This is a genomic window from Vibrio sp. PBL-C16 (assembly GCF_034321865.1).
Taxonomy (GTDB): domain Bacteria; phylum Pseudomonadota; class Gammaproteobacteria; order Enterobacterales; family Vibrionaceae; genus Vibrio; species Vibrio alginolyticus.
Genome location: NZ_JAXLNY010000002.1, coordinates 2,559,047 through 2,579,544, shown reverse-complemented (window position 1 = coordinate 2,579,544; position 20,498 = coordinate 2,559,047). Strand labels below are relative to the sequence as shown.

General features: G+C 44.1%; 19 protein-coding genes. 14 read left to right on the top strand and 5 right to left on the bottom strand.

The window, feature by feature from the left end:
- Positions 1-102: 102 nt before the first annotated feature.
- A complete protein-coding gene (locus UQW94_RS20090) occupies positions 103-414 on the top strand; it encodes a DUF6482 family protein (RefSeq protein WP_005381772.1) in 312 nt (103 codons plus the stop codon).
- Positions 415-429: 15 nt separating this feature from the next.
- On the opposite strand, the gene mutH is transcribed toward UQW94_RS20090, so the two are convergent.
- Positions 430-1,110 carry a DNA mismatch repair endonuclease MutH gene (gene mutH, locus UQW94_RS20085; protein ID WP_017821501.1) on the bottom strand — a complete coding sequence of 227 codons (681 nt, stop codon included), beginning with the start codon at positions 1,108-1,110 and terminating at the stop codon, positions 430-432.
- A 619-nt stretch (positions 1,111-1,729) separates the two neighbouring features.
- Between mutH and rppH the strand changes: the two genes are divergently transcribed.
- The 5 genes from rppH (at position 1,730) to UQW94_RS20060 (ending at position 7,068) form a co-directional block, all read left to right on the top strand.
- The gene (rppH, locus tag UQW94_RS20080; protein ID WP_005381953.1) at positions 1,730-2,251 is read left to right on the top strand and encodes an RNA pyrophosphohydrolase; all 522 of its coding nucleotides are present in this window, start codon (positions 1,730-1,732) and stop codon (positions 2,249-2,251) included.
- Between the two features lie 2 nt (positions 2,252-2,253).
- Complete coding sequence (gene ptsP, locus UQW94_RS20075; protein ID WP_005385966.1) at positions 2,254-4,500, top strand: phosphoenolpyruvate--protein phosphotransferase; 2,247 nt, start codon at positions 2,254-2,256, stop codon at positions 4,498-4,500.
- Positions 4,501-4,506: 6 nt separating this feature from the next.
- The gene (locus UQW94_RS20070; RefSeq protein ID WP_005385965.1) at positions 4,507-5,298 is read left to right on the top strand and encodes a sulfite exporter TauE/SafE family protein; all 792 of its coding nucleotides are present in this window, start codon (positions 4,507-4,509) and stop codon (positions 5,296-5,298) included.
- A gap of 87 nt (positions 5,299-5,385) precedes the next feature.
- The gene (gene lgt / locus UQW94_RS20065) at positions 5,386-6,207 is read left to right on the top strand and encodes a prolipoprotein diacylglyceryl transferase (RefSeq protein ID WP_005381948.1); all 822 of its coding nucleotides are present in this window, start codon (positions 5,386-5,388) and stop codon (positions 6,205-6,207) included.
- A 9-nt stretch (positions 6,208-6,216) separates the two neighbouring features.
- Complete coding sequence (locus UQW94_RS20060) at positions 6,217-7,068, top strand: thymidylate synthase (RefSeq protein ID WP_005381947.1); 852 nt, start codon at positions 6,217-6,219, stop codon at positions 7,066-7,068.
- Between the two features lie 70 nt (positions 7,069-7,138).
- Here UQW94_RS20060 and UQW94_RS20055 read toward each other — a convergent pair whose 3' ends face one another.
- Both UQW94_RS20055 and UQW94_RS20050 read right to left on the bottom strand, forming a co-directional pair.
- On the bottom strand, positions 7,139-8,281 hold the full coding sequence (locus UQW94_RS20055; RefSeq protein WP_025768430.1) for a flavohemoglobin expression-modulating QEGLA motif protein: 1,143 nt from the start codon (positions 8,279-8,281) through the stop codon (positions 7,139-7,141).
- Positions 8,282-8,428: 147 nt separating this feature from the next.
- Positions 8,429-9,574 (bottom strand): Na/Pi symporter, encoded by a 1,146-nt coding sequence (locus tag UQW94_RS20050; protein WP_322142594.1) that lies wholly within the window; start codon positions 9,572-9,574, stop codon positions 8,429-8,431.
- Positions 9,575-9,960: 386 nt separating this feature from the next.
- Between UQW94_RS20050 and nhaR the strand changes: the two genes are divergently transcribed.
- Together nhaR and UQW94_RS20040 are read left to right on the top strand one after the other, a co-directional pair.
- Positions 9,961-10,851 (top strand): transcriptional activator NhaR, encoded by an 891-nt coding sequence (gene nhaR / locus UQW94_RS20045; RefSeq protein WP_005385959.1) that lies wholly within the window; start codon positions 9,961-9,963, stop codon positions 10,849-10,851.
- A gap of 288 nt (positions 10,852-11,139) precedes the next feature.
- Complete coding sequence (locus UQW94_RS20040; RefSeq protein ID WP_005381940.1) at positions 11,140-11,448, top strand: ArsR/SmtB family transcription factor; 309 nt, start codon at positions 11,140-11,142, stop codon at positions 11,446-11,448.
- 304 nt (positions 11,449-11,752) lie between these two features.
- On the opposite strand, the gene rpsT is transcribed toward UQW94_RS20040, so the two are convergent.
- Entirely contained in the window at positions 11,753-12,013 is a 261-nt protein-coding gene (gene rpsT / locus UQW94_RS20035; protein ID WP_005381938.1) for a 30S ribosomal protein S20, read from the bottom strand.
- Positions 12,014-12,320: 307 nt separating this feature from the next.
- Between rpsT and murJ the strand changes: the two genes are divergently transcribed.
- From murJ to ispH, 6 genes are all read left to right on the top strand, one after another.
- A complete protein-coding gene (gene murJ / locus UQW94_RS20030) occupies positions 12,321-13,883 on the top strand; it encodes a murein biosynthesis integral membrane protein MurJ (protein ID WP_005381936.1) in 1,563 nt (520 codons plus the stop codon).
- A 69-nt stretch (positions 13,884-13,952) separates the two neighbouring features.
- Positions 13,953-14,888, top strand: a complete 936-nt coding sequence (gene ribF / locus UQW94_RS20025; RefSeq protein WP_005381933.1) for a bifunctional riboflavin kinase/FAD synthetase — start codon at positions 13,953-13,955, stop codon at positions 14,886-14,888.
- A gap of 64 nt (positions 14,889-14,952) precedes the next feature.
- Entirely contained in the window at positions 14,953-17,781 is a 2,829-nt protein-coding gene (gene ileS / locus UQW94_RS20020) for an isoleucine--tRNA ligase (protein WP_322142513.1), read from the top strand.
- Between the two features lie 73 nt (positions 17,782-17,854).
- The gene (gene lspA, locus UQW94_RS20015; RefSeq protein WP_005385948.1) at positions 17,855-18,361 is read left to right on the top strand and encodes a signal peptidase II; all 507 of its coding nucleotides are present in this window, start codon (positions 17,855-17,857) and stop codon (positions 18,359-18,361) included.
- Positions 18,362-18,505: 144 nt separating this feature from the next.
- Positions 18,506-18,937 carry an FKBP-type peptidyl-prolyl cis-trans isomerase gene (fkpB, locus tag UQW94_RS20010; RefSeq protein ID WP_005381922.1) on the top strand — a complete coding sequence of 144 codons (432 nt, stop codon included), beginning with the start codon at positions 18,506-18,508 and terminating at the stop codon, positions 18,935-18,937.
- Positions 18,938-18,961: 24 nt separating this feature from the next.
- Complete coding sequence (ispH, locus tag UQW94_RS20005) at positions 18,962-19,927, top strand: 4-hydroxy-3-methylbut-2-enyl diphosphate reductase (RefSeq protein WP_005381920.1); 966 nt, start codon at positions 18,962-18,964, stop codon at positions 19,925-19,927.
- A 46-nt stretch (positions 19,928-19,973) separates the two neighbouring features.
- Here ispH and UQW94_RS20000 read toward each other — a convergent pair whose 3' ends face one another.
- Positions 19,974-20,447: a low molecular weight phosphatase family protein gene (locus UQW94_RS20000; RefSeq protein WP_318146762.1), complete on the bottom strand. Its 474-nt coding sequence runs from the start codon at positions 20,445-20,447 to the stop codon at positions 19,974-19,976.
- Between the last annotated feature and the right edge of the window lie 51 nt (positions 20,448-20,498).

Below are 20,498 nucleotides of genomic sequence, written 5' to 3'. Positions count from 1 at the left end.
TTTTAGCCGCAATCGCAAATGATTTACGTATAAAGGAAGAGCAAACTCGAAAGCTACAGTTAGCCTAACTACACTTAAATGATCGTGTGAAGGAGGTATGTTATGCAGAAGCATCAATTGGACATGTGGCTACATGGTCCACATAAAGATACTTATAAAACTCCCAAAGTATTTGTGATTGGGTGTTCTGATGTCTCTGACTATCTTTTAGCTGTGGAGTACAAGCATCAACTTGAGCCGATTAAAGACGGTGAAGACCCGATACATTTTGGCTCTCTAGACTTAGTAAAAGAAGAACTATTGAGGCTAGGGGTCGATAAAGCGTATTTAAGGCTGCGCAATGCGTATGACGAATGTGGCACTGAAGAGGCAGCCTCGTACTGCGATATTGAGTTATCGCTCGTGACGCACTAAATAGCTGATATGGTTTTATTCTGGTTGAGTGTTAATGTAGTGCTTGAGTAAGATCTGTTCAGTAAACTGTGTTCTAAGGTAAAAGCCTCGGGGCAGAGTTTTCATCGGCTTACCATTTGAGTTGTATGCTTCGGTGAGCGCTTTTGCATTTGCGGCTTTAGGGCGAAGATGCAGCGCTTCTCCGTGTCTGGCGGAAATTTGATCAAATCTTCCCAAGACGATCATCTCCATTAACTCTTCCCAGTCATTTCGCAAAATCCGTTCTTCTTCTTCATCTGGTGACCAAATGAGTGGACTGCCCACACGTCTTTCAGCGAGTGGGATTTCTCGTTCTCCTTCTACGGGTACCCAAAGCACACGAGATAGCTTGTTTCGAACATGACTTGTTTCCCATGTAAGACCATGAACACCAGTGAGGGGGGCCACAGAAACAAAGGTTGTTTCTAAAGGTTTGCCAGAGTAACTAATCGGAATACTTTTTAACTCGATCCCTAGTTTTGCGAAATCTTGTTGAGGTTTACTGCCAGCTGGAGCGCCCAAGTGCCATTCGAGTAATTGACCCACCCAACCTTTATCACGTTTTAAGTTTTCAGGAACAATCATATTCGCCTCGGCGGCCAACTCAGCAAAACTGAGTCCTGCCATATCATGCGCTCGTTCCAATAGCTCTGCTTCTGTTTGTGGTTCTGGTTTCATAGTTACAAGGTGGTATTACAAAAAATATAGTTTATCAAACTCCGACCAAATCTACTGTTTAAGATTTCACCGAGGCGGTGTAAGAACGATCAATTCATAACTTATCCACAGGTGAAGGAGGTATTGATAAGATCCTGGCGGGGTCTGTATGAATAAACAGGGGTTAAAATGCATTTTTGGGGTTGATTTTGTTGTAATCATCTAAACGAATAGCAGGTGAGTGTGGATAAATAGCCTGTTGGTGGATCTTTGACCGATCTGAGTTTGGTGAAAAGATCATCAAGAAACTGAAGATCGAATTATCGTTATTTTTAAAAATAAATACTTTTTTATCAATGTTTTATGTTTATTTTTTTGTTTGTTCATTTGTTTTGCTTTTGATGGGATTGAACTGAATTACTCATTTGAATTGAATTCTTCACAAAGTTATTCACAGAAAAGGTGAATAAATGTGGGCAATGTCTCACTCTTGTGTTGATAAGGTATGGTTTGATTAAAAGATATCCAAAAATGGTGAAAAGGTAATAAATCTTGCTCATATCACATCAGTAAGTTTGCTAGTAATGGGGATATGTGGAAAAATCACGGTAATAAAAAATTTATTCATAGAGGTTAGCCAGTGATAGATGGCGATGGTTACCGACTTAATGTTGGTATTGTGATATGTAATAACCATGGTCAGGTCTTCTGGGCTAAACGATACGGGCAACACTCATGGCAATTTCCACAAGGTGGGATTGACGAAGGTGAAACCCCTGAACAAGCCATGTTCAGGGAGTTATACGAAGAAGTCGGTTTAACGAAAAAAGACGTTAAGATCATTGCAACAAGTCGTCATTGGTTAAGATATAAGCTACCAAAGCGATTGGTGCGTTGGGACTCCAAGCCTGTTTGTATCGGCCAAAAACAGAAATGGTTTCTGCTGAGATTAGAATGCGATGAATCTCGCATTAATATGCAACGCGGAAAATCCCCTGAATTTGATGGTTGGCGCTGGGTAAGTTACTGGTATCCAGTTAGGCAAGTTGTTTCTTTCAAGCGAGATGTTTATCGACGAGCGATGAAAGAATTTGCATCCTTAGCCATGCCTTTTCGAGAGAGAAAAGCGAAAGGGAAAAGAAAAAAGCAACGTAGAGGATAATCATGCTCAGTCAGCTAAGGGAAATAGTTGAGAAAGTCTCCAGGGTCGATGATGTGCATCTGGCACTCGATATATTGGTGAAAGAGACTTGTGCTGCCCTTAGTACTGAGTGCTGTACTATCTATCTTGCTAATGAAGAAATGCAGCGCCTTGAGTTAATGGCAACTCAAGGCCTTATTTTTGAAGGTGATAGTATTCATATCAACTTCAATGAAGGCTTGGTTGGGTTGGTAAAACGAAGCGCTGAACCCCTTAACCTTGCCGAAGCCTCAAAACACCCCGAGTTCAAATTCTTTCCTCAACTCGGCGAACAGATTTACCACTCTTTTTTAGCTACTCCAATCATTCATCGTAAACAAGTTTTAGGTGTGTTGGTGATCCAACAAAAAACGCCGCGCTTGTTTAGTGAAATGGAAGAATCGTTTCTTGTTACCTTATCCGCTCAGTTAGCGGTGCTCATTGCACATGCGCAGAATCTTGGGCATTGGCAGTTAGCATCTAAACCCACGGTATTAAAAGGTTTGCCTGCGTCTACTGGTGTCGCGATTGGAGAGTTTTGGTTCGACAATACCCAGCCGAGTTTATCGGATGTTTTCCCTTCGTCCACGTTAGATAAGGAACGCGAGCACGAGACACTACTGGTGGCCATAGAGCGAGCGTTAAATGACTTTCGCCGCATGCGGAAAAAACTGGACAGTGAAATCAACAAAGATGCGCTGGCGATCTTCGATCTGTTTACTCACTTACTGAATGATCCGATGCTTCGCGGTGATTTGAAGAAGCAGATTGAAAAAGGAGATAGGGCAGACTGGGCGTTACGCCAAGTTGTAGAGTCATACTCGAATCGATTTGCCAGAATGTCGGATGTATACATGCGTGAAAGAGCGCAAGATATCCGAGAGTTAGGGCAAAGGCTGCTCTATTTTCTGCACAACAGCGAGCAAGAAAATTCTGCAATTGATCGTCCCATTATTTTGGTGGCGAACGAACTCACTGCCACCTTGCTCGCTTCTGTACCTAAAGAGTTTTTGTTAGCCGTCGTATCATTAGAGGGAGGCGCAAACTCTCACGCTGCCATTTTATCTCGAGCTCTTGGGGTCCCTGCAGTTATGGGCGCCAACATTAATCCGGATGTGGTGAATGGCAAACTCGGGATAGTCGACGGCTATACGGGTGAGATCTTCTTAGAGCCAAACCGCCAGTTGTTGCGAGAGTATCGCAGCTTAGTAAGCGAAGAGTCTGAATTGTTTGCCATGGTAAACAAGGACCTCGCACTCCCTGCGGTTACGCAAGATAATCACCATATCGAAATTATGCTGAATGCGGGACTCAGTGCAGACAGTAATATTGCCATCAACACAGGTGTTGATGGTGTTGGGTTGTACCGAACAGAGATTGCATTTTTACTTCAGCATCACTTTCCTTCGGAAGATGAGCAGTATCATCAATACCAAGCAATACTTAACAGCTATCCGAATCAACGAGTAGTGATGCGTACTTTGGATATTGGTGGTGACAAACCTTTGCCGTATTTGCCCATCGAAGAAGATAATCCGTTTCTAGGCTGGCGTGGCATTCGTTTTACATTGGATCATCCAGACATTTTCTTGATCCAACTGCGTGCAATGTTAAGAGCGAGTGCAGAAAGCGGAAACTTAAGTATCTTATTGCCAATGGTGTCAGGGGTAAAAGAGCTAGACGATGCCATTAGCTTGATTAATCAAGCTCACAGCGAAGCCGTTTTGCTTGATGATAGAATTCAATTCCCACAAATTGGGGTCATGATTGAAGTACCATCGATGGTGTATCTGTTGCCAACGATTGCTCACCGTGTTGATTTTGTTTCTGTCGGGACAAACGATTTAACTCAGTATTTATTAGCGGTAGATAGGAACAATTCGCGCGTAGCGGATGTCTATGAATCTATGCATCCTGCGGTACTGTTAGCGCTTAAGCAAATCCATGAGGTGTGTGATAAATATCAGGTGCCCGTGTGTATTTGTGGTGAGCTAGCGGGTGATCCATTTGGCGCTCTTCTCTTACTTGGGTTAGGGTATACCAGTTTGAGTATGAACACCTCCAACGTGGCTAAGGTGAAATATTTGATTCGTCATAGTCAACAAGAAGAATTAGAAAAATTAGCGGAGCAAGCAATGACAAAATCCTATGGGGAGGACATTCATCAAATGATGCATGACTTCTTCATTCAACAGGGCTTTGCGGGCTTTATCCGTGCAGGTAAAAAGTAGGAAATCGTGACCGTCTCTTTATTTTTGTTATTGTTGGCGCTAGGCGCTTTTGTGGGTGTGATGGCGGGGTTACTCGGTATCGGTGGTGGTTTGATTGTTGTTCCTGCCTTGTTGTATTTGCTTCCTCTTGCTGGGATCTCTCCAGAAATGAGTATGCACATGGCCTTAGCCACTTCGTTAGCGAGTATTATTGTCACGTCTGGCTCATCGGCGATGAATCACCTTAAGCTCGGCAATGTCGATATGTTTGTCGTAAAATGGTTGATGCCTGGTGTGGTCATTGGTGGCTTTGTTGGTGCCAATATTGCTGAGTGGATCCCTACACACTATTTGCCGAAAGTGTTTGGTGTCATTGTTCTTTGCCTGTCAGTACAAATGTTTCGTTCCATTAAAGTTACGAGCAGTAAACCTATGCCGAGCAGCCCTGTGACTGTAGTTTACGGCACGGGAATTGGTGTCGTATCAAGCCTTGCTGGTATTGGTGGTGGCTCACTGTCGGTACCATTTCTAAATAAACACGGGATAGAGATGCGTAAAGCGGTGGGTTCATCCTCCGTTTGTGGTTGCGTGATTGCTATTTCTGGTATGATCGGCTTCATCTTACATGGCTATAAAGTCGAAGGCTTACCTTCATACAGTATTGGTTATGTTTATCTTCCCGCTTTATTAGCGATTGCTATGGCCTCGATGCTCACAACAAAAGTGGGTGCGAAGCTGGCAACTAATCTTCCAACTGCGGTATTAAAAAAGATATTCGCGGTGTTCTTAATGTTTGTTGCAGCGACCATGCTGCTCTAAGTTTGTACCCAAGTCATTCTCGCTGAACCAAGCATCTAGAGGTTACTTGGGTATATTTATTTTGTTGTGATAAGAAGAGAATGATTTATGTCTCAGGGATATATTGAATTTCCCAATATTGATCCGGTTTTAATCTCTATTGGTCCTGTTTCGGTTCGTTGGTACGGTTTGATGTACCTTGTGGGCTTTATGTTTGCTCTATGGTTAGCGAACCGACGTGCAGATAAGCCTGGAAGTGGTTGGACACGAGAGCAGGTTTCTGATTTGTTGTTCGCAGGCTTCCTTGGCGTGGTGATTGGTGGCCGTGTAGGCTACGTGCTTTTCTACAATTTTGAGCTCTTCCTGGCTGACCCTTTGTATCTATTTAAAGTGTGGACCGGTGGTATGTCTTTCCACGGGGGCTTACTGGGTGTGATTACTGCGATGTTCTGGTATGCACACAAAAACGGGCGAACTTTCTTCGGTGTTGCTGACTTTATCGCGCCGCTTGTGCCATTTGGTTTGGGTATGGGGCGTTTAGGTAACTTCATGAACAGCGAGTTGTGGGGCCGAGTAACGGATGTGCCTTGGGCGATCGTTTTCCCAAATGGCGGTCCACTGCCACGTCATCCATCGCAGCTTTATGAAATGGCGCTTGAAGGTATCGTACTTTTCTTCATCTTGAATTGGTTCATCAAGAAACCTCGTCCTCTAGGTTCTGTTTCAGGGCTATTTTTAGCTGGATATGGTACATTCCGCTTCTTAGTTGAGTACGTGCGCGAACCAGACGCTCATTTGGGTTTATTCGGTGGCTTTATTTCCATGGGACAGATTTTATCCCTGCCAATGGTGGTTATCGGTGTCCTCATGATGGTTTGGGCATACAAACGTGGTCATTACAAAGACGAATTACCACAAAAGACGAAGTAAGGTATTGGTGTGAAACAGTATTTAGATTTGTGTCAACGCATCGTTGACCAAGGTGTTTGGGTTGAAAATGAGCGTACAGGCAAGCGCTGCCTGACCGTAATCAACGCGGATTTAACCTACGATGTTGCGAACAATCAATTTCCGTTGGTCACCACACGTAAAAGTTTTTGGAAAGCGGCCGTTGCAGAGCTATTAGGGTATATTCGTGGTTACGATAATGCGGAAGATTTTCGTAAGCTGGGCACGAAAACCTGGGATGCCAATGCCAACCTAAATGATGCCTGGTTGAATAACCCATACCGTAAAGGTGAAGACGACATGGGCCGTGTCTATGGGGTTCAAGGGCGCGCCTGGGCGAAACCTGATGGTGGTCATGTTGACCAGCTACGTAAGATAGTGGATGACTTAACGCGTGGTGTTGATGATCGCGGTGAAATCTTGAACTTCTACAACCCGGGTGAGTTCCACATGGGGTGCTTGCGTCCTTGTATGTACAGTCACCATTTTTCATTGCTGGATGATACGCTTTACCTGAATAGTACTCAGCGTTCGTGTGATGTACCGCTTGGCTTAAACTTCAATATGGTTCAAGTTTACGTGTTCTTGGCGATTATGGCGCAAATTACGGGCAAGAAACCTGGTCAGGCATTTCATAAGATTGTGAATGCTCACATTTATGAAGACCAGCTTGAACTGATGCGCGATGTTCAGTTGAAGCGTGAGCCATTAAAAGCGCCGACGTTCCATATCAACCCAGAGATTAAATCTCTAGAAGATTTGGAAACATGGGTCACACTGGATGACTTTTGGGTTGAAGGGTACGAGCATCACGATCCTATTCGTTACCCATTCTCAGTGTAACGAGTATCGTTCTTCAAGATATAGAAAAAGCTCCGAATGGAGCTTTTTTCTTTTTTGTACTTAGAAGGTATTATTTTAGTGCACTGACAATATAACGGTGAATTGGGTTGGTCTGCATCGGTGTGGACAGTGCCGGGCTAATAAACTTAGGTTGAGTGAATATTTCTTTACTCACTAATGAACGGATAAGCTCAAAGTACTTCAGCTCTGTTTTCCCGCACAACAATAGTGAAAAGTCATCGCCCAATCTATCATAGGCATTGAGCACCTCTCGGAATCCTCTAAGATACAAGTAATCCTTCGTTAAACCTCCACCTCGATACACTCGGGCAGTCGTTGTAAATGCTTGAAGATCAGAAGCTTTATACTGTTCTTTTAATAGCATGAACGTATGGCGGAAATCGCGATCCTTGATCATCGACTCTACTGCCAGAACTCGTAAGGCTAAGGTTCTTAGGCGCTTGATACTGAAATGTCCTGACAGATACTCACATAATATAGCCAGCCCTTCTTGAGTGTTGGTATTGGCAGGACAACCTAAGCTCAGGACTTTTAGCGGTTGTTGACGACCGTTAAGCGTAGTCAGGAGATGTACTCCCATTTCATGATGTGCAAGAGCCTCCAGCTCATCAGTGGTGATGTACGCCGCGTGGTTAATTTTGACTCGAGACCCTGAAACTAGTGCGTTTGCTAACATCCCGTCCAACACCTGTATTTCACATTCATACCCATTGCGTTGAGCAAAATTTTGCATGAAACGTGCTATTGCACGGCTATCGTGCTGAGGTTCTTTTTCTTCTTCTGTAGGAAGGTGCAATATGAAATGGGCGTTGGCAATATCTTTGGCGCTCGGTTCCCCATAATAGCGTAAGGAGTTATAAAGAAACTCTTGCGTGCCGATGGTATTCACTTGATCCAGTTTATCTGCATAAGACTGAATTACATCCGCGTACAGCCTCTGCAGTTGGGTGTCTTGAATGTTTTCTAGAGGTAGCTCATATAGACGTCGCTTTGCGCTGTGGGTATCTACATTAGTAATTGAATATTGAAAATTAGGCTCTTGAGAATATTTGTTTTTAATGAAACGTTCTCTTTCTTGAGCATAATTAAGAGGATTCACGCTACTGAGGATATCAATATCAGCAACCAGTTGGGTTAGGTTTTCGTCTATTGCGAGTAGCTGATCAGAAATAGCGTCATTAAGCTGCGTCATGTTGTCGACTCCAAATGAGATAGCTCAGCATAAGCATGCTGATGTGGCTCAAATTATCACCGGACAATCGATTTGAACAGTTTAATTCTCATAAAAAAGGCTCCACGATGTGGAGCCTAAACAATAAGCGATGGTATGTCGTTGTTGTTACGTTGTTAGGGCTAGAATCGCACCTGGTAGAATAACGAATACTGACATTAGGTAGCCACCAACAACGGCTTTATTCTTAATAGCCATTTCAGAAATCATTTCAGCGCCTTTAACCGGAATCTCACGTAGGAATGGAATTCCAAAGATAAACAGCGTCGCCATGATGTTAAATACTAAGTGGACTAGAGCGATTTGAAGTGCGAATACTGCGAACTCTCCAGATACCGCTGTCGCTGCTAGTAGTGCCGTAATACAAGTACCAATGTTAGCACCCAGAGTGAAAGGGTAGATATCTCGTACTTTCAACACGCCAGTACCAACCAACGGAACCATTAAACTTGTCGTGGTTGAGGAAGATTGTACTAGAACGGTCACGATTGAGCCTGATACGATGCCGTGAATAGGACCACGACCGATGGCGTTTTTCAAAATTTCACGTGCACGACCAACCATTAGGCTCTTCATTAATTTACCCATCACTGTGATTGCAACGAAGATAGTCGCAATACCCAAAGTAATAAGCATGACGCCGCCAACAGTATCACCGAAGGTAGAAAGTGGCTCTTTAATTGCGCCTACGACTGGCTTTGTAATTGGTTTAATAAAGTTGAAGCCTTTAATGCTCATATCACCAGTAGCAAGCAGTGGAGAAACAAGCCAGTGAGAAACTTTCTCTAAAATGCCGAACATCATTTCCAACGGAAGGAAAATAGCGACAGCAAGCAAGTTGAAGAAGTCGTGAATGGTTGCACTTGCAAATGCACGTTTGAACTCTTCTTTACAGCGCACGTGGCCAAGAGACACAAGCGTATTGGTCACTGTGGTACCAATGTTAGCACCCATCACCATAGGGATAGCGGTTTCTACAGGTAAGCCACCTGCAACCAAGCCTACAATAATAGACGTTACAGTACTTGAAGACTGAATTAAGGCTGTTGCCACCAAGCCGATCATTAGACCTGCAACTGGGTGTGCGGCAAATTCAAATAGCACCTTAGCTTGATCGCCAGTTGCCCATTTAAAGCCACTACCAACCATAGATACTGCTAGAAGAAGCAGATATAACATGAATGCCAAGTTAGCCCAGCGTAACCAACGAGCTGTGCTCGAAATTGGTGCCACTGTTGAAGTAGCTTGGTTCATCATAATTTTCTCCGTTGACCTTTCAGTTCATTTTTCGGTCTGTAGTTGAATCTGCGGGCGATGTTAGAGAACAAATATTTCAGTAATATTACAGATTTCTTGCTGTGAGAGATTTTTATTGTTCTTTTTGATAATGGCGTAAAAGAGGAAGAAAATTAATTTTTAACTTGTTGATTCTAATGGTTAAATTTTGATTTAGTTTTGTTTGGTTTTTGCTTTTTTTTTGTAGAGAAAATGCGCCTCAGTTCAACTTTTATGACAGTATTGACTTTATACTTTCGGTAAAACTTATGCTTTTGTAAGGTATTGTATGGTTTTGTCGAGTTTATTGTTTGTCTCTGTCACATTTGGTATAAAAAGTATCACTTTCTTTTCGGGACTCGATCATGTCACATCTAAACTACAACCATCTCTATTATTTCTGGATGGTGTGCAAACAGGGCTCTGTAACTAAGGCGGCTGACGCGCTCTTCCTGACACCGCAAACCGTGACAGGACAGATTAAAGCGCTTGAAGAGCGCATGAAAGGAAAGTTAACCAAGCGCAATGGTCGTACAGTTGAGCCCACTGAGTTAGGTCAGCTTGTGTTTAAGTACGCCGACCGGATGTTCGGTTTGAGCTATGAGATGTTAGATATCGTCAATTACAGCCAGCACTCGAACATTCTATTTGAAGTTGGTGTAGCCGATGCATTATCTAAACGCTTGGTCAGTAAAGTACTGATGACGACCGTCCCGGAAGATAACAGTATTCATTTACGCTGTTATGAATCAACCCACGAACTGCTACTTGAACGCCTTTCTCAGCACAAGCTAGATATGATCCTTTCGGATTGTCCCGTTGATTCTACTCAAAGTCCTGGCCTTTATAGCAAAAAGTTAGGTGAAAGTAGCATGAGCTTTTTTGCTTCTTCTGAAATTGAAAATGTGCGATTTCCTGAGATCTTGGAACAAAAAAAACTTCTGATTCCCGCGAGCCGAACGGCTATGGGGCGTAAAGTTATTCAATGGTTTGATCGTCAAGGCCTTCAAGCCAATGTGCTGGGGGAGTTTGATGATGTTGCGTTGATGAAAGCTTTTGCTCGGTACCACGACGATGTGATTTTCTTGGCACCGACCGTATACATGTCGGAGATTGAAGACGACCGAAATTTACAGCTAATTGGCCATGTCGATGGGTTAAAAGAAGAGTACTACGTGATTTTTGCGGAACGAATGATCCAACACCCCGCGGTAAAAAATGTTTGTGATGCTGATTTCAGTCAAATGTTTGAGTAAACCCGTATCGTTGCGTAAATAAATAGATTACTATCAATAAAAATATAATTCTAAATAATATCTAAGTAAGCAAGATACTTGTTTTAGTGAGCAAAACTATTAATTATTGATGGCGCACCAATTAAAATCCTTGGTGGATAATATTGGTGTATCACTAACAACTAAATTAGAGGTTCTAATAATGAAGACTCTGGAAGTGTATCTTGATTTTCTTAGATATATAAATCAGTGCAACACAACAAGCTGGCCAGGGTTGGAATAAGTAAGTTGTAGCTAGAGGTCCAACACATGAATCTACAAGAAATGGAGCAGAACTCCGCAAAAGCCGTCGTGTTGCTCAAAGCGATGGCAAACGAGAGACGCTTACAAATCCTTTGTATGCTGCATAACCAAGAGCTGTCCGTGGGAGAGCTGTGTGCAAAGTTAGAGCTAAGCCAGTCGGCATTATCTCAGCATCTTGCTTGGCTTCGCCGTGATGAGTTAGTCACGACAAGGAAAGAAGCACAAACGGTGTACTACACATTAAAGAGTGATGAAGTGAAAGCGTTAATAAAAACACTGCATAGTCTTTATTGTGCTGAGAGTGCTCAACATTAATTAAATAGTCCTAATATACTGCTCATCTTAGAGTGTGAATCTAACTTGTTGGAATATTTGAGAGTGGCGTTAAACTTTTGATGATAGGGTACTACTCATCGACCAATTTGCTTTGTTCTCAAGTGTTTTATTAGTGCTTTCTAGTTTGAGCGTTATATGGGTAATGAATAAGCTGATGTCTTTAAATGGGACATTCAGAAAAAGAAAAGCTGGCATTGCCAGCTTTTTTTATTAAGAAAATTTTGTAGATATAAAAAAACCGACACAAGGTCGGTTTTTTCTTCACTGTAAAATCAGGACTCTATTAAAGAGCTTTGATTTGTGCAGCGAAACGAGACTTATGGCGAGCTGCTTTATTCTTGTGAATAAGGCCTTTAGTTGCCATGCGGTCTAGGATAGGTGTAACTACAGCGAATGCAGCAGTTGCAGCTTCTTTGTCGCCTGCTTCGATAGCAGCAACAGTTTTCTTCATGTAAGTACGCATCATTGAGCGACGGCTAGCATTGTGCTGACGACGTTTCTCAGCTTGGATAGCGCGCTTCTTAGCAGATTTACTATTTGCCAAGGGTCTAACTCCCAAAAACTTAGTTCTGTGACAATTTAAGGGCGAGGAATATCCCTCATTTGCGCTTAAATGTCAAATGATTTGTGCAAAAACCGATCTAAGCCAAAACAAATTTTGGTAAGAGAGGTTATCGCGGTTAAGATGGCGGGGATTCTAACAGCATTTTTATACCAATGCTAATAATTATCCGCGAAAGGCACACTTATTCCTTACAACCCGCGGATAGATTTTTGACGTCTATTTTTGCAGCACCTGTCAGAGAAACAGTATAGGGTTAGCTGTCTTATGGTGATATTCCGAGGTTACAGTGAGTAAACGACTACTCAAGTCTGGCATGATCGTCAGTGCTATGACATTTATTTCCCGCGTTCTTGGCCTAGTTCGTGATGTTGTAGTGGCAAATTTAATGGGGGCAGGAGCAAGCGCAGACGTCTTTTTCTTCGCCAATAAAATTCCTAATTTTTTACGACGTTTGTTTGCTGAAGGTGCTTTTTCCCAAGCGTTTGTACCTGTTTTAACGGAAAGCCATGCTCAAGGCGACATGGATAAAACTCGGGAGCTCATTGCTCGTGCAGCGGGCACGTTGGGGGTGATAGTATCAATTGTTACCATCTTAGGTGTTCTAGGTTCCGGAGTGGTGACTGCACTGTTTGGTTTTGGTTGGTTCCTAGACTGGATGCATGGTGGTCCCGCGGCTGAGAAGTTCGAACTTGCTAGCGTGATGCTCAAGATTACCTTTCCTTATTTATGGTTCATCACTTTTGTTGCCCTATCGGGAGCCATTCTTAATACACTAGGTAAGTTTGCGGTTTCTTCGTTTACTCCCGTCTTCCTCAACGTAATGATCATTTTGGCAGCATGGTTTATCTCGCCGCAGATGTCACAGCCAGAGATTGGTCTTGCCATCGGTGTTTTCCTTGGTGGTTTGGTTCAGTTCTTATTTCAAATCCCTTTCCTTATTAAAGCGGGGGTTATGGTTAAGCCAAAATGGGGCTGGCGCGATCCGGGCGTGGTGAAGATCCGAACCTTAATGATTCCTGCTTTGTTCGGTGTGTCGGTAAGCCAAATCAACTTGTTGTTTGATACTTTTATTGCCAGCTTTCTGCAAACCGGTTCGATCAGTTGGTTGTACTATTCAGATCGCTTGTTGGAATTCCCGTTAGGTCTGTTTGGTATTGCTATTGCAACGGTGATTTTACCAGCATTATCACGCAAACATGTTGACGCACAAAATGAAGGATTCGCACAAACCATGGACTGGGGGGTGCGCATGGTGATCTTACTTGGCCTTCCTGCAATGCTTGGTTTGATGGTACTGGCAAAACCTATGTTGATGGTGTTATTCATGCGAGGTGAGTTTTCGCCACAAGACGTACATCAAGCATCATTGTCACTCTTTGCTTACGCTTCAGGCTTGTTGAACTTTATGCTGATTAAAGTGCTTGCTCCGGGTTATTACTCGCGTCAAGACACCAAAACGCCAGTGAAATACGGCATCATTGCGATGGTGACCAACATGGTATTTAATGCAATTTTTGCGTACTTCTATGGCTACGTTGGCTTGGCTATCGCGACAGCACTATCGGCATTTGTGAATATGGCACTGCTGTATCGTGGCCTGCACATCGCAGAGGTATACCAAATCACTAAGCGAACCGTCTTCTTTATTATACGTTTAGCTATTGCTGGCGCGGCGATGGTTGCGGCAATCTTATGGCAACTGGAAGATATGTCAGTATGGCTGGGCTGGAGCTTTGCTCACCGAAGCGCGGTGCTAGGGATGTTGATCGGTTTAGGAGCAGTGGTTTACCTAGTGGTTCTATTTTTAACTGGTGCGCGTTTAAAAGACCTAAAAGCTGGGACAGACTGAGGGTGATTAGTATATAATCCGTCAGTTTCACACAGTGTAAAGTAAAACAGAGGCAGAAAGCAGTATCCAATGGAACTGATTAGAGGCATTCACAATATCAACCCGCGACATCATGGTTGTGTGCTGACTATTGGCAATTTCGATGGTGTCCATAAAGGCCATCAACAAGTATTGCAGCAAGTGTCTGAGCAAGCGGACAGGCTATCCTTGCCTTCTGTTGTGATGACCTTTGAACCTCAGCCGATGGAGCTGTTTGCCAAAGACAAGGCACCTGCAAGGTTGACGCGATTACGCGATAAGTTCGTGCAATTGAGTAAGCTCGATATTGACCGCTTACTGTGTGTCAATTTCAATCGCCATTTTGCAAGTTTAACCGCGGAAGAGTTTATCCGTGACTTGTTGGTCGAGCGTTTGGGTGTTAAGTTTCTTGTCGTTGGTGATGATTTCTGCTTTGGCAAAGGCCGTACAGGTAACTTTGCAATGCTGCAGGAAGCAGGGGAAAAATACGGCTTTGATGTCGTAAGTACCCAGAGCTTTTGTTTACAACAATTACGTGTCAGCAGTACGGCTATCCGTCAAGCGCTGGCGCGTGACGATTTGCATTCCGCGCAACAGATGCTGGGAAGAAACTACAGCATCAGCGGTCGTGTTTCTCACGGAAGAAAGCTAGGTCGAACCATTGGGTTCCCTACTGCAAATATTCCTTTGAAACGCTGTGTTTCTCCGGTTTCCGGAGTCTATGTTGTTCAAGCGCTTGGCTTAGGAAATAAGCCAGTTGGTGGTGTTGCTAATATTGGTCAAAGACCAACCGTCAATGGTGTTCGCCAACAGTTAGAAGTGCACTTATTCGACTTTCATGCCAATTTATATGGCAAGCAACTAGAAGTGGAACTTTTGCATAAACTTCGAGATGAGCAAAAGTTTGAGTCGTTTGAAGCACTTAAACAACAAATCGAATTGGATGCTGAAGCAGCAAGGGTGTGGCTGCGTCAGCTTAAGCGTTGAGCGGTTTATTCCACCGTTCAACATAATGTCTAATTTTCGCCCAATATAACGGAATTAAGAATCGATGAGTGAGTATAAAGATACCCTGAACTTACCTGAAACAGGGTTTCCAATGCGCGGCAACCTGGCCAATCGTGAGCCAGAAATGCTTAAGCGTTGGTACAAAGAAGATCTTTACGGTGAAATCCGTAAAGCTAAGAAAGGCAAAAAGTCATTCGTATTGCACGATGGCCCTCCTTACGCAAATGGTGACATTCATATTGGTCACGCACTAAACAAGATTCTTAAAGACATTATTATTAAATCCAAAACACTTTCAGGTTTTGACGCACCTTACATCCCAGGCTGGGACTGCCACGGTCTACCAATCGAATTAATGGTAGAGAAGAAAGTAGGTAAGCCAGGCCAAAAAGTGACAGCAGCGGAATTCCGCGAGAAATGTCGTGAATACGCAGCAGGTCAGGTTGAAGGTCAGAAAGAGAGCTTCAAACGCCTTGGTATCATGGGTGAGTGGGACAAGCCATACCGCACTATGGATTTCGCAACTGAAGCGAACATTATTCGTGCTCTTGGTAAGATCGCAAGCAATGGTCACCTGCTAAAAGGTTTCAAACCTGTTCACTGGTGTACAGACTGTGGTTCTGCTCTTGCTGAAGCGGAAGTAGAATACAAAGATAAAGTATCGCCATCTATCGACGTTCGTTTTAAAGCGGCTGACGAAGCGGCACTGTTGTCTAAATTTGAGCTGACTGAAGGTCATGAAGGTCACGGTGACGTATCTATCGTTATCTGGACAACAACACCTTGGACACTGCCTGCAAACCGCGCAGTATGTCTACGTGATGATCTAGAGTACGTGCTTATCCAAACAGAAGGCGACAACGCTGAGCGTATCATCGTTGCTGCTGAGCTAGCGAAAGACGTAATGGACCGTGCGGGTATCGAGCACTTCCACAACCTTGGCTTTGCTAAAGGTGCGGACCTAGAGCTTTCTCAATTCCAACACCCATTCTACGATTTCACTGTACCGGCGATCCTTGGCGATCACGTTACGACTGATTCAGGTACTGGTGTTGTTCACACTGCTCCTGGTCACGGTCAAGAAGACTTCGCGGTTGGTAACAAGTACAACCTAGAAGTAGCAAACCCAGTTGGCTCAAACGGTGTTTACCTACCAGATACAGAGCTATTTGCTGGTCAGCACGTATTTAAAGCGAACGATGCAGTAGTAGAAGTACTAAAAGAAAAAGGTGCACTACTACACCACCACGCTTACGAGCACAGCTACCCACACTGTTGGCGTCATAAGACTCCAATCATCTTCCGTGCTACACCTCAATGGTTCGTTTCTATGGACCAAGCTGGCCTACGTGCTAAAGCACTAGAGTCAATCAAGAATGTTGAGTGGATGCCTGAGTGGGGTCAAAGCCGCATCGAAGGTATGATCGAAGGTCGTCCAGAGTGGTGTATCTCTCGTCAACGTACTTGGGGTGTGCCAATTGCTCTGTTCGTTCACAAAGAAACAGCAGAACTTCATCCAAACACACTAGAGCTTATCGAGAAGGTTGCTCTGTTGGTTGAAGAGAAAGGCATTCAAGCGTGGTGGGATGTTGATTCAGCAGAACTACTAGGTGCTGACGCGGACCAATACGAAAAAGTACTAGATACGCTAGACGTATGGTTCGATTCTGGTGTCACTCACTTCTCAGTTGTTGATGCTCGTGAAGAGTACAACGGCAATAGTGCAGACCTATACCTAGAAGGTTCTGACCAGCACCGTGGTTGGTTCCAGTCTTCTCTAATTTCATCTATCGCGATGAAAGACGAAGCGCCTTACAAACAAGTACTGACACATGGTTTCGTGGTTGATGGTCAGGGGCGTAAGATGTCTAAATCTATCGGTAACGTGGTTGCGCCAAAAGACGTAACTAACAAGCTAGGTGCTGACATTCTTCGTCTATGGGTTGCTTCTACAGACTACACTGGTGAAGTTGCGGTTTCTGATGAAATTCTAAAACGTAGTGCAGATGCGTACCGTCGTATCCGTAACACAGCGCGTTTCTTCCTTGCTAACCTAAGCGGCTTCAACCCTGAAACAGACATCGTTCCTGTTGAAGAGATGGTTGCGCTAGATCGCTGGGCGGTTGGTCGTGCACTAGCAGCACAAGAAGAGATCGTTAAAGCATACGAAGAGTACAACACACACGGTGTAACTCAGCGTCTAATGCAATTCTGCTCAATCGAAATGGGCTCTTTCTACCTAGACGTAATTAAAGACCGTCAGTACACAGCAAAACGTGGCGGCAACGCTCAACGTAGCTGTCAGACTGCACTTTACTACATCGTAGAAGCGCTAGTTCGTTGGATGGCGCCAATCATGTCGTTCACTGCAGATGAAATCTGGAACGAAATGCCAGGTCAACGCGACAAGTTCGTATTCACTGGTGAGTGGTTCGACGGCCTATTCGGTCTTGCTGAAGGTGAAGAGCTGAACAACGAATTCTGGACTGAGATCCAAGCGGTTCGTGGTGCGGTTAACAAACTTCTAGAAGATGCGCGTAAAGAGAAAACCATTGGTGGTGCACTACAAGCTGAAGTGACTCTATTTGCTGATGACGCACTAGCGGCGAAGATCAACAAACTTGAAGATGAACTGCGCTTTGTTCTACTAACCTCTGCTGCGAAAGTTAAGCCTCTAGGTGAGAAGACGGATGCAGCACAAGCGACGGATATCGAAGGCTTGTTTGTTGAAGTAGCAGCAGCTGAAGGCGAGAAGTGTGACCGTTGTTGGCACCACACGCCAGACGTAGGCACAATCGAAGGTCACGAGAAGATCTGTGGTCGTTGTGTGTCTAACGTAGACGGCGAAGGTGAAGTACGTAAATTCGCGTAATTGCCTAGAACGACTGAACTTTTTTTAAAATTAACAGCCCCAGTATTTACTGGGGCTGTTTGTAGGTAAAGTAATGAGTGAAAAAGCACTGACGTTAAAGCAATCTGGAGTTCGCTGGCTGTGGTTAGCAATTCTGGTATTTATTGCAGATATTGGCATCAAATTGGTGGTGATGGACAACATGGGCTACGGATGGGCAAACCGAATTGAGGTGTTGCCATTCTTCAACCTACTTTACGTTCATAACTACGGTGCCGCTTTCAGCTTCTTGAGCGATCAAGCTGGTTGGCAGCGCTGGTTATTTACAGGTATCGCGTTTGTTGTTACGGGTCTTTTGACCTACTGGATGAGTAAGCTTCCAGCAAAAGAAAAATGGAACAACATTGCTTATGCACTGATTATTGGTGGTGCAGTGGGCAACGTGTTTGACCGCGTCGTTCATGGCTTTGTTGTTGATTACCTAGACTTCTTCTGGGGTAACTACCACTGGCCAGCATTCAACCTTGCTGACATGGCGATCTGTATTGGTGCGGCAATGATTATTCTGGATGGCTTCCGTAAAAAAGACGCTGACAAGTAATCTTTTGCGGTATATCGAATAACCCTAAGCGTCGTCCGTTGATTCGAGCGACGCTTTTTATTATGTTGGAGCGCCAATCAGCATATCAATGTATAAAAAGACCAAGCTGACAGCGTAATAACCCAAGAACAAGGAAGCATTAACGTGACAACAATAACCAATGAATCGGTAGTAACCCTTCACTTTACGATTAAAATGAAAGACGGATCGGTTGCAGATAGTACTCATAACATGGGTAAACCAGCGAAATTTGTTATGGGTGATGGCAGCTTGAGTGAAAACTTTGAGCAGTGCTTGATAGGCCTTGAAACAGGCGCACAAAAAGCGATTGAGCTAAAGGCAGAAGACGCGTTTGGTATGCCAAACCCTGATCATATTCACTATATGGATCGCACTAAATTTGTAGGTGATGCAGAAGTGGAAGTTGGTACAATCATGGCCTTCAGTGGCCCTGATGGCATGGAAATCCCGGGCATTATTACAGAGATTGCAGGCGATTCAGTCACTGTGGACTTCAACCATCCTCTAGCGGGACAAGACGTGACTTTCGAAGTTGAAATTTTGTCAGTAGAATAGCGAACCAAATAAAAGATAACTTCCATGAGCAATGAAATGAAAATCCTGTTAGCTAACCCACGTGGTTTCTGTGCTGGTGTTGACCGCGCGATTAGCATCGTAGAGCGTGCGCTAGAGATGTATCAGCCACCGATTTATGTGCGTCATGAAGTGGTGCATAACCGTTTTGTGGTTGAAGGTCTCAAACAGCGTGGTGCTATCTTCGTTGAAGAACTGCACGAAGTGCCAGACAACAACATTGTGATTTTCTCCGCTCATGGTGTATCGCAGGCAGTTCGTCAGGAAGCCAAGCAGCGTGATTTGACCGTATTTGACGCAACGTGTCCTTTGGTAACCAAAGTGCATATGGAAGTGGCACGTGCGAGCCGTCGTAATATGGAAGTGGTTCTGATTGGTCACGCAGGTCACCCTGAAGTCGAAGGTACGATGGGGCAATACGCCAGTGAAACCGGTGGTATGTACTTGGTTGAAACTCCAGCCGATGTTGAGAAACTGAAGGCGATTGTGAAAGATCCATCCGATCTTCATTACGTAAGCCAAACGACGCTTTCTGTCGATGAAACTGCCGATGTTATCGAAGAGCTACGCCGCGTGTTCCCAGATATCCAAGGTCCACGTAAAGACGATATCTGTTATGCGACACAAAACCGCCAAGATGCCGTACGTGAATTAGCTGGTGACGTAGATGTGATGGTTGTGGTGGGTTCTAAAAACTCATCAAACTCTACACGTCTTAAAGAGCTAGCTGAAAAGTTAGGGACACCTGGCTACTTAACCGACTGTCCGGAAGATATCAAACCTGAGTGGTTCGAAGGCAAAACAAAGGTCGGCGTGACTGCGGGAGCATCTGCTCCGGAAGAGCTCGTTAATCAGATTCTAGAGCGAATCAAAGAACTCGTTGGTGCCGAAGCGGTTGATGAAGTACTTGGCCGTGAAGAGAATATGTTCTTTGAAGTACCTAAAGAACTGCAAATCAAGCAAGTGGATTAGTCTCTATTTATCGAATATTCAAAAGGCGACCTGTGGGTCGCCTTTTTTACATCTCTCTTAACTCATTTAGGTAATCACGAATTTGGTCTTTTCCTAAACCATCGATAATCATATCAGACATCTTCGTGATTCTTCGCTCAAGCGATTGAGCAACCTTTTCGCAATGTGCGTACATGTCTTCATCAGAACCATAGGTCGGAAAAGCATCAACTTGCCAGTTTACTCGAACGCCCCCCGCAAGCGACTGAGGAGCGGTTTCTTGATGTAAAGAATCACAGAGAATAATAACGATGTCGGGAAGAAATTGAGTTCGCTCCTCCCATGAATGCGTGTGGATATGCGGAATGGGGAGTTGGTGGTCATCTAAATATTTTTGCACCACTGGGTGCACCTTGCCTGTGGGATGTGAGCCTCCACTGGTGACACTAAAATCTGCTGGCAGGATATTGGTTGCGATTGACTCCGCGAGGACGCTTCGTCCAGCGTTGTGCTTACATATGAATAAAACTTTATACATCATCGCCTCGTCTTTTCAGAGCGTCCTATTTATACGCTAGCGGAAACTCAGCGA

Excerpts from the sequence above, each read along its gene's own strand:
- UQW94_RS20090 (WP_005381772.1), top strand. The coding sequence starts at position 103 with ATGCAGAAGCATCAATTGGACATGTGGCTACATGGTCCACATAAAGAT.
- mutH (WP_017821501.1), bottom strand. The coding sequence starts at position 1,110 with ATGAAACCAGAACCACAAACAGAAGCAGAGCTATTGGAACGAGCGCAT.
- ptsP (WP_005385966.1), top strand. The coding sequence starts at position 2,254 with ATGCTCAGTCAGCTAAGGGAAATAGTTGAGAAAGTCTCCAGGGTCGAT.
- lgt (WP_005381948.1), top strand. The coding sequence starts at position 5,386 with ATGTCTCAGGGATATATTGAATTTCCCAATATTGATCCGGTTTTAATC.
- UQW94_RS20055 (WP_025768430.1), bottom strand. The coding sequence starts at position 8,281 with ATGACGCAGCTTAATGACGCTATTTCTGATCAGCTACTCGCAATAGAC.
- UQW94_RS20050 (WP_322142594.1), bottom strand. The coding sequence starts at position 9,574 with ATGAACCAAGCTACTTCAACAGTGGCACCAATTTCGAGCACAGCTCGT.
- nhaR (WP_005385959.1), top strand. The coding sequence starts at position 9,961 with ATGTCACATCTAAACTACAACCATCTCTATTATTTCTGGATGGTGTGC.
- UQW94_RS20040 (WP_005381940.1), top strand. The coding sequence starts at position 11,140 with ATGAATCTACAAGAAATGGAGCAGAACTCCGCAAAAGCCGTCGTGTTG.
- ribF (WP_005381933.1), top strand. The coding sequence starts at position 13,953 with ATGGAACTGATTAGAGGCATTCACAATATCAACCCGCGACATCATGGT.
- ileS (WP_322142513.1), top strand. The coding sequence starts at position 14,953 with ATGAGTGAGTATAAAGATACCCTGAACTTACCTGAAACAGGGTTTCCA.
- lspA (WP_005385948.1), top strand. The coding sequence starts at position 17,855 with ATGAGTGAAAAAGCACTGACGTTAAAGCAATCTGGAGTTCGCTGGCTG.
- ispH (WP_005381920.1), top strand. The coding sequence starts at position 18,962 with ATGAGCAATGAAATGAAAATCCTGTTAGCTAACCCACGTGGTTTCTGT.
- UQW94_RS20000 (WP_318146762.1), bottom strand. The coding sequence starts at position 20,447 with ATGATGTATAAAGTTTTATTCATATGTAAGCACAACGCTGGACGAAGC.